Here is an 11,826-nt window from a genome sequence, read left to right as displayed (position 1 = left end):
CTGGCTGCCCCTCCCCCGCCTGACCCGGGGGGGGGGGGGGGTCGCGGGGGGCGGGGCGCGCCCCCGCCCCCCCCGGCCCCGCCCCCCCCCCCCCCACATCTCCACCAACCGCCTGGCAGGCGCGGACGGCGAGGCCGATCGCCAGGTGGGTCTTCCCAGTGCCCGGCGGGCCCAGGAAGACGGCGTTCTCCTTGCCGACGATGAAGTCCAACGTGCCCAGATGCGCGAGCTGTTGTCGCGTCATGCCGCGCAGATGGGTGACGTCGAGTTCCTCGATCGTCTTGATCGCCGGGAAGCGGGCGGCACGTACTCTCGCCTCGCCGCCGTGTGATTCGCGGGCGGAGACCTCGCGCTGGAGGCAGGCGACGAGGTATTCGGCGTGGGTCCAGGACTCCTTGCGGGCGCGTTCGGCAAGCCGGTCGGCGGCGTCCAGCAGGGCCGGGGCCTTCATCGCGCGGGCGAGGAAGGCGAGGTCGGCGGCCGTTTGGGAGCCGGTCCTGCGGCCGGCTGCGGTGCTTTCGACCGGGGCACTGGTGGTGCGGGGCATTAGCCGGCCTCCCTGTCGCCGCCGCCTTCGATGACGGTGAACAGCCGATCGTAGGAACTGAGTTCGCGTTGCTCGACCTCGACGGGCGGGCCGACCTCGGCCTGGGCGGCCTGCTGATGGCGGGCCTGCCCGCGCATCGTCTGGCCCGCAGCGGCGTGGTCGGGATCGGTGAGGGTCTGGTGACGGGCCCAGCAGCGGGGGTGGCGGGCGACGATCACGCCGCCGGGCGCCAGCGCGATGACTTCGTCGTTGTCGGTGAGCACGGTGACGGTGCGGCCGATCGCCTCGGGGTGCACGGAGTAGTCGTTGGTGTCGACGCGGACGTAGTGGTCACGCCCGATGCGGGTCTGCATCCGCCACCAGGCGGGCGGGTCGACGGGCGGCAGGGTGAGCATCCCGGCCCGGTCGGTCTCCCAGCGTTCGGCGGGACGGGCCTGCAGGGTGCGGTGCAGGCGCCGGTTGGCGATGGCCAGCCAGGCGGTCAGCTGAGTGTTGAAGTCGCCTGGGCCGCTGAACGTGCGGCCGGGCAAGAACGATGTCTCGAGATAACCGTTCGCGCGTTCGACCAGTCCTTTCGCCTCGGGGTCACGGGGCCTGCAGAGGTAGATTTTGGTGGCGAGCAGGCCCGCGAACGCGGCGAACTCTGCGGTGAGCTTGCCGCGGCCGACCCCGGCCTCGTTGTCCCAGACCAGAGTTTTAGGCACGGCGCCCCACCCGTTCAGCAGCCGCCAGTGCCCGTCGATCAGGTCTCCGGTCGTGCGGGAGGGCAGTATCCGCGCGGCGATCACCCGCGAGTAGCCGGACACCATCACCAGCACTGGCGGACGCCCCGTCTGCCCGTAGCCGAGCGGGATGTCCGCGTCGGGAAACCACAGGTCGCACTGGGCCAGCTCACCCGGCTGATAGGTCGTGCGGGAGACCGGATCGACGGGAACGTAGGCGGGCCGCAGTTCCCGCACCCGCTCCTTGAGGACCGTCATCCCGCGCTCCCATCCGATCCGCTCGGCGATCACGGTGGCGGGCATCGTCGGGGTCTCCCTGAGCAGCTCACGGATCTGCACCTCGACCGCGTCGACCACCGAGCCCTTGGCCGGCCGCTCGTACTTCGGCGGCCGGTCACTCGCCAGTGCACGCTTCACCGTGTTCTTCGAGATGCCCAGATGCCGGGCGATCGCCCGGATCGGCATCTGCTCGGCCCGGTGCAGCCTGCGGATCTCTGCCCAGTCCTCCACGCGGATCACCCTTCCCTCCTGACCTTCCGATCAAGATCAGGTTCAGGCGAAGACCACCGAGAGGGTCACTTTTGATCCGCCGTCAGAGGGTCAGAATTCAGGCGTCGCCGACAGTTAGGGCACGCCGACAACGAGGACCCCGACTGGGAAACAGTCGGGGTCCTCGTGTCCGCGTGCCGCATCGGATTCCCTGATGCCAGCCACTCTCCGCGCTGTCCTGCCTGCTCAACACGTGATGTCAGTGGCGTCAGAAAGACTGCCGTCATGATGACTGCGCTGAAGGGGGCAACCATGCTTGTGGGCGCCCTACTGATCTTCTCGGTATGGGAGTTGTGGTGCCGAAAGGTATGGCCGCCCTTGCGCGCGCAGACCATAGAGCGGGTCCGCAGGCGACGGGACGCCTTCGCGCAGGAGCGAGCCTCGATTTTCATGGAACAGACCCGGGCGATGGTTGCTCCTGTCACGGGCGGGCATGTACCGGACAATCTGCCGGGACTGGCTCCTCAGTGTGTGCTGCTGTGGTGGCAGGGTTTCCTGACTCAAGTGCCGATGATGCTGACTCTATGGGTGATGGTGGCCACTGCAGTTACGGGTGGTGCGCTCCTGAACGGGATGGTCGACTCGCTGCGATGGGCTACAGAGAAGGTGTCGTCTGTCGCGACATCGCTCGGGCGCACGTGGGACAGTCCACCTGGCCTCGCCTTCGGATTGCGGGTCGCGCTGTTGCTGTTCCTCGTCGTCACAGTGTTCGTGGTGTGAGCCTTTCATTCCCTGAAAGCGAGCGAGCAAAGCGGGAGCGCGAGCGAAGGGAGAGGCAGAGGGCTGAGCGGGGTGGCTTTCTACCGGTCGTGGTTCTGCTGGTGTCCGCCGCACGGTGTAGTCGCGCACACCAGCGGTGGACGCAGGGGACTGGAGTAGCTGGGGTCCCACGCGTGTCGATGCGGTCCGCCGAACGTGTCATCTGGCGGGCGTACAAGACGCGCTACCTCGTGTCGGAATCGGTTTGGCACAACACCTTTGGACTCGTGGAGATCGGCAGTCATCACCGCAGAGTCCTTAAGGCTCATGCTGCGCAGGTGGTCGGCGCACTACGCGCCGCTGAGGCTCGGCAGGACGCTGAACCAGCCGAGGCTTTGAGGGAAATGGCCGTCATGCTCGTGACCATCGCGGAGCGATACGCAGAAGGTCGACTCGGTCAGCTTCTCGACCAAGACCGCTTGGACCCAGAGGTCTCGGCGTCTCAGGGTGAGTACCTGCGGTTCCTCGGCCTCGGAGCCGGGGTCGTCGCTGCTATGGCTGCTGCGGTCGCCTTCGGGATCCCCTCTGATGCCCTGGGGCCGCTGCTGGGCTTCGTCGTCACATTCGGGGCAGTCATCTTCCTCCGAGGGCGGATTCCCGCCCCTGCTGATCTTGTCGACATCCTTCGCGGCGCGGACCGGCGATGACACGCAAGCGCGCTTCATTGTGTGGGCTAGGAGGAGGGTCGGGTTCGCATCGGGTCGGTGCCGTCTGCCGGTAGGAGCAACCGTTTGGGAGCCGGGAACAGCAGTCGGCTCCCAAACGGCTCCCAGGATGCCCTCAGAAACCACTCAGGGGCCCGATCCGCTAAGCGGATCAGGCCCCTGACCTGGTACTTCACTGTCGGGGTGGCGGGATTTGAACCCACGACCTCTTCGTCCCGAACGAAGCGCGCTGCCAAGCTGCGCTACACCCCGATCGTCGCTGCTTGTCGCGGCGACGACGTTTACTTTAGCCCACTGGTGGCTGTAGACGAAATCCGGTTTTCGAGCGGTGGCGGACCGGGTTCGGGCGGAGGTGGTCGAGGGCCACGAGGAGGACCGCCAGGGCGTAGCAGGCGAGGCCCAGGAGGAGGGCGTTGCCGAGGACGCTCCGGTAGCCGTGCCGGTCGACGTCCAGGAAGGGGTAGAGGTAGCGGGCCGGGGCGTCGGGTGCGAGGAGTGCGCCGCGGGCCAGGGAGAAGACCAGGTAGGCCAGGGGGTAGAGCAGCCAGGGGGCGGCCTGGCGGAGGTGGAGGCGGCCCGGTGCGGTCAGGAGCAGCCAGTCCAGGGCCGCCGCGATCGGGACCGCCGTGTGCAGGATGTGGCCGGCGGCCGTCTGCCAGACCGTCGGCGCGGCGGGCGCCGAGGGCGACACCGGGCCCGGCAGGGCGAAGGGGTTCGCGGTGTTGGCCAGCAGGAGGTGGTGCACGAGGCCGCTGATCACGACGTAGAGCAGTGCCGCACCCGTCAGGGCGGTCGGCAGGGGGTGGCGGGCGGTCCACGCGCGGCGGGCCGCGAGGGTGAGGACCAGCGCCAGCAGGATGCCGCTCTGGACCGTGAAGTGGGCCAGGGCGCGACTCGGGCTGCCGAGGAGCAGCTCGACGATCACTGCCGCGAGGGCCGTGGACGCGACCAGCAGGCGGTAGACCGCGGTCAGGGGGCGGCGTACGCGCGGCAGGACGGCCGCGGCCGGGACGGGCGAGGGGAGCAGCGCGGGCGGGCTCGGGACCGCGGGGAGGTCCGGGATGTCCCTGGGTATCGGGGCGGTCATGCCCTCACGCTAGGCAGATGGGGCATACCGGGCGATACGGGCGGAGCTGTTCGGGTTACGTCCCGCCCCCGCCGACGTCAGCCCCTCACGCCCGCTCCACCAGCGTCAGCAGCGTCGCCTCCGGCGGGCAGGCGAAGCGCACCGGCGTGTAGCGGTTCGTGCCGCAGCCGGCCGACACGTGGAGGTAGGCCGTGCGGCCGTCCGCCGTGTGCGTGGACAGGCCCTTCACCCGGTCCGTGTCCAGGTCGCAGTTGGTGACCAGGGCGCCGTAGAAGGGGATGCAGAGCTGACCGCCGTGCGTGTGGCCGGCCAGGATCAGGGGGTAGCCGTCCGCCGTGAACGCGTCCAGCACGCGCAGGTACGGCGCGTGGACCACGCCCATCGCGAAGTCCGCCGTGCCGGACGGGCCCCCGGCCACCTCCGCGTACCGGTCCCGCTTGATGTGCGGGTCGTCCAGGCCGGTCAGCTCGACCGACACGCCGTCGATCTTCAGCGTGCCGCGCGTGTTCGTGAGGTTGAGCCACCCGGCGGCGTCGAAGGCGTCCCGCAGCTCCTCCCACGGGTTGTGGACGACGTCCACGGCGGGCGGGTTGCCGTTCAGGCCGTGGCGGCCCTGGGCCTTCTCGATCAGGTAGCGGGCGGGGTTGCGCAGCCGCGGGCCGTAGTAGTCGTTGGAGCCGAAGACGTACGCGCCCGGGAACTCCATCAGGGGGCCGAGGGCGTCCAGGGCCTCGGGGACGCCCTCCGGGTCGGAGAGGTTGTCGCCCGTGTTGATCACGAAGTCGGGGCGCAGGCCCGCCAGCGAGCGCAGCCAGCGCTGCTTCTTGCGCTGGCCGCCGACCATGTGGATGTCGGACACCTGCAGCACGCGCAGGGGGCGCATGCCGGAGGGCAGGACCGGGATCGTCACCCTTCGCAGGCGGAAGGAGCGGGCCTCGAAGCCCGCCGCGTACAACAGTCCGGCGGCGCCAACCGCCGCGATTCCCAGGGGCACTCCGTATCGCGCGCGCATGTGACCATCGTGTCAGACCCCGCCGGCGCGGTGCGCCCGGGCGTCCCCTGGACCCGGTGCCCCCGCCGCGCCCTCGAAATCGGCGGGCGCTCCGCTCCCCGTACCTGCGACAATCGATGCCATGACCACGCTCAAGTCGAAGCTGCAGGATGACCTCAACGCCGCGATCAAGGAGCGTGACGAGCTGCGCTCCTCGACGCTCCGGCTGACGCTCGCCGCGATCACCAAGGAGGAGGTCGCGGGGAAGGAGAAGCGGGAGCTCTCCGACGACGAGGTGCAGAAGGTGATCACCCGCGAGGCGAAGAAGCGGCGGGAGGCGGCCGAGGCGTTCGCGCAGGGTGGTCGTGCCGAGCAGGCCGAGCGGGAGAAGGCGGAGGGCGAGGTGCTCGCCGCGTACCTGCCCAAGCAGCTGTCCGACGAGGAGCTGGACGCGATCGTCGCCCAGGCCGTCGAGGAGGCGAAGGCCGCCGGCGCCGAGGGGCCGCGGGCCATGGGCGCGGTCATGAAGATCGTGAACCCGAAGGTGGCCGGTCAGGCCGAGGGCGGACGGGTCGCCGCCGCGGTGAAGAAGCTTCTCGCCGGCTGATCCCGCCGGCTCCCGCGCGGGGCCGCGCCGCGCGGCGGTCGGCGCCTCCCCGGTCCCCGTACGAATCGGTACGGGGACCGGGGAGGCGCTGCGGGGTTTCGGGGGAGGCGGCGGGCCGCCGGGGGGCCGCCCGCTCAGCGCCACCCCCCGTTTCCGTTCCCGTTGCCCCCGTCCTGTCCCCGGAAGAGACCCTCCGGGAGGGAGAACGAGGGGGTCGGGAAGGTGCCGCCGCCCGTGCCCCCGTCCGTACCGGTGCCGCCGTCCGTGCCGGTGCCGCCGTCCGTGCCGGTGCCGCCGCCGAACAGGCCGCCGATGAGGCCGTCGCCGTTGCCGTCGTCCCCGTCGTCCCCGCCGTCCTCGTCCCCGCCGTCCTCGTCCTCGTCGCCCCGGCCCTCGTCATCGCCGTCCGGGATGTCGACGAGGTTGAAGGACGGGGCTTCCTTGCCCGCGAGGGCGCCGCTCATGGCGTCCTTCCAGATGGGGCCCGGGACCTCGCCGCCGTAGACGAGCGGGTGGTAGACGCCGCCGATCGTGATGTTCTTCATCTCGACCTCCTGGGTGGCGCTGCCGACCCAGACGGCGCCCGACATGTTCGGCGTGTACCCGGCGAACCAGGCGTTGCGGCGCTCGTCGGTCGTACCCGTCTTGCCCGCGCTCTCCCGGTCGGTGAGGCCGGCCTCCTGGCCGGTACCGGAGTCGACCACGCCGCGCAGCAGCGTGTTGACGGTGTCCGCGGTCTTCTCGGACATGGCCCGCGAGCACGTCGACTTCGGCACCTCCATGGGCTTCTGCTCGTTGCCGATCTTCTGGGTGATCGACTCGATGGCGACCGGCGTGCAGTACATGCCGCGGGAGGCGAAGGCGGCGTACGCGCTCGCCATCGTCAGCGGGGAGAGGCCGATCGAGCCCAGGGCGATGGAGGGGGTCTGCGGCAGCTTGTCGCCGTTGCCCTGGCGCACGTGCAGCTTGTCGGTCATGTCGACCACCGGGCACAGGCCGATGTCGGAGATCAGCTGGACGAAGTAGGTGTTGACCGACTTCGCCATGGCCTCCTTCATCCGGTACGGCCCGACCTCCGACTCGTCCTCGTTCTCGACCGTCTCGTCGTCCGTGTTGGTCCACGGCTTGCCGCTGCACGTCCGGACGGGGCTCGGGTACTCCATCTCGTACGGCGACGAGTACTCCTGCGTCGCCGGGCGGCCCTCCTCCAGCGCGGCCGCCGCCACGAACGGCTTGAAGGTCGAACCGGTCGGGAAGCCGAAGTTGGAGCCGCCGTACGCCGCGTCGACCGAGTAGTTGTACTCGGTCTCGTCCTTGCCGTAGCCGAGCGGCTTCGACTGGCCCATCGCGACGATCCTGCCGGTGCCGGGCTGGACCAGCGTGGCCGCCGCGGCGACCTCGTCGGACTGGTTGACGTGGTCCTTGAGCGACTCCTGCACCGACTTCTGCGCCTGCGGGTCGAGCGTCGTGCGGATCGTCAGGCCGCCCCGGTTCCAGAGCTTCGCCCGCTCCTCCCTGGTCTTGCCGAAGACCGGGTCGCTGAGGAAGACCTTCTCCACGTACTTGCAGAAGTGGCCGGCGCCCTTGACCGCCGTGATGCAGCCGTTCTTCGGGCGGCTGACGTCCAGCCCGAGCGGCGTCCGCATCGCCCGGTCGGCCTCGGCCTGGGAGATGTCGCCGACGTCGGCCATGCGCTGCAGCACGACGTTGCGCCGCTTGGTGGCCTCCGCCTCGTCGTTGACCGGGTCGTACCGGCTGGGGGACTGGACGATGCCGGCGAGCAGGGCCGCTTCCTGGAGGTTCAGGTCCTTCGCGGGCTTGGAGAAGTAGCGCTGGGAGGCGGCCTCGACGCCGTAGGCCTGCTGGCCGAAGAAGGTGATGTTCAGATAGTTCTCGAGGATCTTCTTCTTGCCGAGCTCCTCCTCGACCTGGATCGCGTACTTCAGCTCGCGGATCTTCCGGCCGAGGGTCTGCTGGGTGGCCTGGGCGACCTTCGTCGGGTCGTCGCCGGCCTCCTCGACGAAGACGTTCTTGACGTACTGCTGGGTGAGCGTGGAGGCGCCCTCGGCGACTCCGCCGCTCTGCGCGTTGCGGTTCAGGGCGCGCAGCACGCCCTTCAGGTCGATCGCGCCGTGCTGGTAGAAGCGCGCGTCCTCGATGGCGACGATCGCCTTCTGCATGTACGGCGAGATGTCCTTCAGCCGCACCACCGTCCGGTCGCGCGAGTACACCGTGGCGAGCGCGCCGCCCTCGGAGTCGAGGATCGTGGTGCGCTGGCTCAGCGGCGGGGTCTTCATGGTGGCCGGGAGCTCGTCGAAGCTCTCCACCGAGCCCTTCGCCGCCAGGCCCAGCGCGCCGACGGCGGGCAGCGCGATGCCGGCCAGCACCGCTCCCGAGAGCACACTGACACCGAGGAACTTGGCGGCCTGCTGCGTTGGCGACAGACCACCGCCCGAGCGCTTCTTTGGCATAGGGGCAGCCTACGTTCTCATTCGCCGGACACACGTATATGCCTTGGCCTAAGCTGCTCTCGACCGTTACAGCAGTGGGGCCATGTATCAGACACGTCCGGTGACGTCGAATCGTTCCGGATCCGCTCGGTCTTTTTTCCGTGGGCTCGCTGCCGGTCCGCCGTCGGGGCGCGGGCGGAGAGAGGCGGGCCGGAGCGGAGCGTGCGGGGGCGGCGGTGTCCGAATCCGCCTTGTGTGTTGGCCGATGCCCCTTGTGGCGCAACGCAACTGTCCCGTTATGCCGCGAATGCCGTGCATGTCGCCAGCTCACTCCCCCGGGTGATCTGCCGCTTACCCATAGTCCGTTCGGACCATTCAAGATTGGGCCCGCTGGGGGTGTTGCACTGTGCCCACCTTCCGTAACGTCCTCAACTGGCAGCGGTGAATATGCCGCTGTCGCCGTGGGGGAGCCTCGATTCGGGAGAGGACGGCGCCGGTATGGGCTGGGTGACCGACTGGAGTGCGCAGGCTGCCTGCCGCACTACCGATCCGGACGAACTGTTCGTTCAAGGAGCAGCGCAGAACAGGGCCAAGGCCGTGTGCACCGGATGCCCGGTGCGCACGGAGTGCCTGGCGGACGCGCTGGACAACCGCGTCGAGTTCGGCGTGTGGGGAGGCATGACGGAGCGGGAGCGCCGCGCACTGCTGCGCAGGCGGCCCACCGTGACCTCCTGGCGCCGGCTGCTGGAGACCGCGCGTACGGAGTACGAGCGGGGGGCCGGTGTGGTGCCCCTCAACGACGACGAGGTGTACGAGGACTACGCCGCCGTCAGCTGACCGCCGGCTGGCGGCGGCGCCGGGCTACGCCGGCTCGGACCGACCCGCCGCGAGACGGTCTCCGATGTCCCGCAGGCCCGCGAGGTCGTGCACGTCGCCGGGGAGCGCGGCCACCTCGGCCACCGCCACCTCGGGATGCAGCGCGGTGAAGCGGTCACGTGTGCGCTGCTCGCGCGCGATCAGGTGCATACGGTCCGCGTGCAGCCTCAGCAGGCCCGCCGTGAGCCGGTCGACGGATCGCTCCGGATCCGCGGCGGTGTCCGCAGGCGTGTCCACGGCCGTGGGGGAGCCGTCGTCGGAAGCCGGCGCCGCGGAAGCGGGAGAGTCGGAACTGCCGTACGTTTCGTGGGAGTTACGAAGTCCAGCTTTCCCGCCGTCCTGATCCACAATGCGCGGGTCCTCAAGATTTTCCGCGGCGGCGAGGGCGCGTTCGGCCGACAGCTGGCCGGCGTTGCTGCCGTGCACCCGGTTGAGCACCAGACCGGCCAGCGGCATCTTCTCGGCCGCCAGCCGTTCCACGAAGTACGCGGCCTCGCGCAGCGCGTCCCGCTCCGGGGCCGCGACTACCAGGAACGCAGTGCCGGGCGCCTGGAGCAGCTTGTACGTCGCGTCCGCGCGCGTACGGAACCCCCCGAACATCGAGTCCATCGCGGCCACGAACGTCTGCACGTCCTTCAGCAGCTGACCGCCCAGCAGCTTCCCCAGGACGCCCGTCATCATCGACATGCCGACGTTCAGGAACTTCATCCCGGCGCGGCCGCCGACCTTCGCCGGGGCCAGCAGCACCCGGATCAGCCTGCCGTCCAGGAACGAGCCGAGGCGCTTGGGCGCGTCCAGGAAGTCGAGCGCCGAACGGGACGGCGGGGTGTCGACGACGATCAGGTCCCACTCGTCCCGCGCCCGCAGCTGGCCCAGCTTCTCCATCGCCATGTACTCCTGCGTGCCCGCGAAGCCCGCCGAGAGCGACTGGTAGAAGGGGTTGCCCAGGATCGCGGCCGCCCGCTGGGGGTCCGCGTGCGCCTCGACGATCTCGTCGAAGGTGCGCTTCATGTCGAGCATCATCGCGTGCAGCTCGCCGCCCGCGGAGTCGTCGATGCCCTTCACCCGGCGCGGGGTGTTGTCGAGGGAGTCGATGCCCATGGACTGGGCGAGCCGACGGGCCGGGTCGATGGTGAGGACCACCACCTTGCGGCCCCGCTCGGCGGCGCGCAGACCGAGGGCCGCCGCGGTGGTCGTCTTGCCGACCCCGCCCGAGCCGCAGCACACGACGATGCGGGTCCCGGGGTCCGCCAGCAGCGGATCGATGTCGAGGACGCGCGCGGGGGAGAGGTGGGGGCGGGCCGTGTCGTGCGCCTGGGCCGGGTCCGGACGGCTCATGACATTCCCTGCTTCCGACTCGTGGACGGTCTCATGACAGGCCCTGCCTCCGCAGCTCGGCGGCCAGTTCGTACAGGCCCGCCAGGTCCGTGCCCTCGGCGAGCAGCGGCAGTTCGTGCAGCGGCAGGTCCAGCTCGCCGAGGACCGCCCGCTGCTCCTGCTCCAGCGCGTGCCGCTCGGCGTACTGCGCGGCCTGCTCCAGCAGCGGATCCACCAGTTGCTCGGCGTGCCCGCCGCGCCCCGCCCCGCCGAGCCCCGTGGACGACAGCGCCCGGGCGACGGAGGAACGCGGCACCGCCCGTACGAGTTCCAGGTCGGCCGCGTCCAACACCTCGGGCCGCACCATGTTCACGATGATCCGGCCCACCGGCAGCCCGGCCGCCCGCAGCTCGGCGATGCCGTCCACGGTCTCCTGGACCGGCATCTCCTCCAGCAGCGTCACCAGGTGCACGGCCGTCTCAGGGGACTTCAGCACCCGCATCACGGCCTGCGCCTGATTGTGGATCGGGCCGATCCTGGCGAGCCCGGCGACCTCGCCGTTGACGTTCAGGAACCGGGTGATGCGCCCGGTCGGCGGCGCGTCCATGACGACGCAGTCGTAGACGAACCGTCCGTTCCGGTCCTTCCTGCGCACCGCCTCGCACGCCTTGCCGGTCAGCAGGACGTCCCGCAGGCCGGGCGCGATGGTGGTGGCGAAGTCTATGGCGCCGAGCTTCTTCAGGGCCCGCCCGGCGCCCCCCAGCTTGTAGAACATCTGGAGGTATTCCATGAGGGCCAGTTCGGGGTCGATGGCGAGGGCGTACACCTCCCCGCCCCCGGAGGCGACGGCGATCTTCCGTTCCTCGTACGGCAGCGCCTCCGTCTCGAAGAGCTGCGCGATGCCCTGACGGCCCTCGACCTCGACGAGAAGCGTCCGCTTCCCCTCCGTGGCCAGGGCCAGCGCGAGGGCCGCGGCCACCGTGGTCTTGCCGGTACCGCCCTTGCCGCTGACGACCTGGAGCCTGCTCACGTCTTCGAGCGTAACCAGTCCGGGGCGGAAGCGGGCGGGAGGCTGTGGACGACGTGCCCGCCGGCGCCGTCCGGACCGCCCTCCGCGGGGGCCGGAGTCGGCCGCCGGGGGCGGTCCGGGCAGCGGCTAGATGTATTGGCCTGCAGCGTTGTTGACACGGCTGATCGGGGGCTGGCCTGCGAGTGCGGTGTGGCAGCGATGGTAGTTGTAGGTGTGCAGGAAGTCG

11 protein-coding genes, 1 tRNA gene and 1 pseudogene are annotated in these 11,826 nt (G+C 70.3%); 4 read left to right on the top strand and 9 right to left on the bottom strand.

Annotated elements, in window-relative coordinates; all coding sequences use genetic code 11:
- Both ACIBAI_RS28815 and istA read right to left on the bottom strand, forming a co-directional pair.
- On the bottom strand, positions 1 to 547 hold a 547-nt coding region (locus ACIBAI_RS28815; RefSeq protein ID WP_399038753.1), incomplete at its 3' end, for an ATP-binding protein.
- Positions 547 to 1,788 carry an IS21 family transposase gene (gene istA, locus ACIBAI_RS28810; RefSeq protein ID WP_399038751.1) on the bottom strand — a complete coding sequence of 414 codons (1,242 nt, stop codon included), beginning with the start codon at positions 1,786 to 1,788 and terminating at the stop codon, positions 547 to 549. The genes ACIBAI_RS28815 and istA, both read right to left, overlap by 1 nt.
- 255 nt (positions 1,789 to 2,043) lie before the next feature.
- Between istA and ACIBAI_RS28805 the strand changes: the two genes are divergently transcribed.
- Both ACIBAI_RS28805 and ACIBAI_RS28800 read left to right on the top strand, forming a co-directional pair.
- Entirely contained in the window at positions 2,044 to 2,538 is a 495-nt protein-coding gene (locus tag ACIBAI_RS28805) for a hypothetical protein (protein ID WP_399038749.1), read from the top strand.
- 173 nt (positions 2,539 to 2,711) lie between these two features.
- Positions 2,712 to 3,224 (top strand): hypothetical protein, encoded by a 513-nt coding sequence (locus ACIBAI_RS28800; RefSeq protein WP_399038747.1) that lies wholly within the window; start codon positions 2,712 to 2,714, stop codon positions 3,222 to 3,224.
- 196 nt (positions 3,225 to 3,420) lie between these two features.
- Here ACIBAI_RS28800 and ACIBAI_RS28795 read toward each other — a convergent pair.
- The 3 genes from ACIBAI_RS28795 to ACIBAI_RS28785 all read right to left on the bottom strand — a co-directional run bounded on the left by ACIBAI_RS28795 (position 3,421) and on the right by ACIBAI_RS28785 (position 5,341).
- Positions 3,421 to 3,494, bottom strand: a tRNA-Pro gene (locus ACIBAI_RS28795).
- A 34-nt stretch (positions 3,495 to 3,528) separates the two neighbouring features.
- Positions 3,529 to 4,329, bottom strand: a complete 801-nt coding sequence (locus ACIBAI_RS28790) for a Pr6Pr family membrane protein (protein WP_399038745.1) — start codon at positions 4,327 to 4,329, stop codon at positions 3,529 to 3,531.
- An 85-nt stretch (positions 4,330 to 4,414) separates the two neighbouring features.
- Positions 4,415 to 5,341 carry a metallophosphoesterase gene (locus tag ACIBAI_RS28785; RefSeq protein ID WP_399038744.1) on the bottom strand — a complete coding sequence of 309 codons (927 nt, stop codon included), beginning with the start codon at positions 5,339 to 5,341 and terminating at the stop codon, positions 4,415 to 4,417.
- Positions 5,342 to 5,462: 121 nt separating this feature from the next.
- On the opposite strand from ACIBAI_RS28785, the gene ACIBAI_RS28780 reads away from it, so the two are divergent.
- Positions 5,463 to 5,927: a GatB/YqeY domain-containing protein gene (locus ACIBAI_RS28780; protein WP_399038742.1), complete on the top strand. Its 465-nt coding sequence runs from the start codon at positions 5,463 to 5,465 to the stop codon at positions 5,925 to 5,927.
- Positions 5,928 to 6,061: 134 nt separating this feature from the next.
- On the opposite strand, the gene ACIBAI_RS28775 is transcribed toward ACIBAI_RS28780, so the two are convergent.
- The gene (locus ACIBAI_RS28775) at positions 6,062 to 8,398 is read right to left on the bottom strand and encodes a transglycosylase domain-containing protein (RefSeq protein ID WP_399038740.1); all 2,337 of its coding nucleotides are present in this window, start codon (positions 8,396 to 8,398) and stop codon (positions 6,062 to 6,064) included.
- Between the two features lie 477 nt (positions 8,399 to 8,875).
- Between ACIBAI_RS28775 and wblA the strand changes: the two genes are divergently transcribed.
- The gene (gene wblA, locus ACIBAI_RS28770) at positions 8,876 to 9,214 is read left to right on the top strand and encodes a transcriptional regulator WblA (protein WP_399038737.1); all 339 of its coding nucleotides are present in this window, start codon (positions 8,876 to 8,878) and stop codon (positions 9,212 to 9,214) included.
- A gap of 24 nt (positions 9,215 to 9,238) precedes the next feature.
- Here the strand turns inward: wblA and ACIBAI_RS28765 are convergent, their stop codons facing one another.
- The 3 genes and pseudogenes from ACIBAI_RS28765 to ACIBAI_RS28755 form a co-directional block, all read right to left on the bottom strand.
- Entirely contained in the window at positions 9,239 to 10,591 is a 1,353-nt protein-coding gene (locus ACIBAI_RS28765; RefSeq protein ID WP_399038735.1) for an ArsA family ATPase, read from the bottom strand.
- A 31-nt stretch (positions 10,592 to 10,622) separates the two neighbouring features.
- On the bottom strand, positions 10,623 to 11,600 hold the full coding sequence (locus tag ACIBAI_RS28760; protein ID WP_399038733.1) for an ArsA family ATPase: 978 nt from the start codon (positions 11,598 to 11,600) through the stop codon (positions 10,623 to 10,625).
- A 126-nt stretch (positions 11,601 to 11,726) separates the two neighbouring features.
- Positions 11,727 to 11,826: pseudogene (locus ACIBAI_RS28755) on the bottom strand (IS481 family transposase); the annotation flags it as partial.

Source organism: Streptomyces sp. NPDC051041 (assembly GCF_044456065.1).
Lineage (GTDB): Bacteria > Actinomycetota > Actinomycetes > Streptomycetales > Streptomycetaceae > Streptomyces > Streptomyces glaucus.
This window is presented reverse-complemented; position numbering and strand designations above follow the sequence as displayed.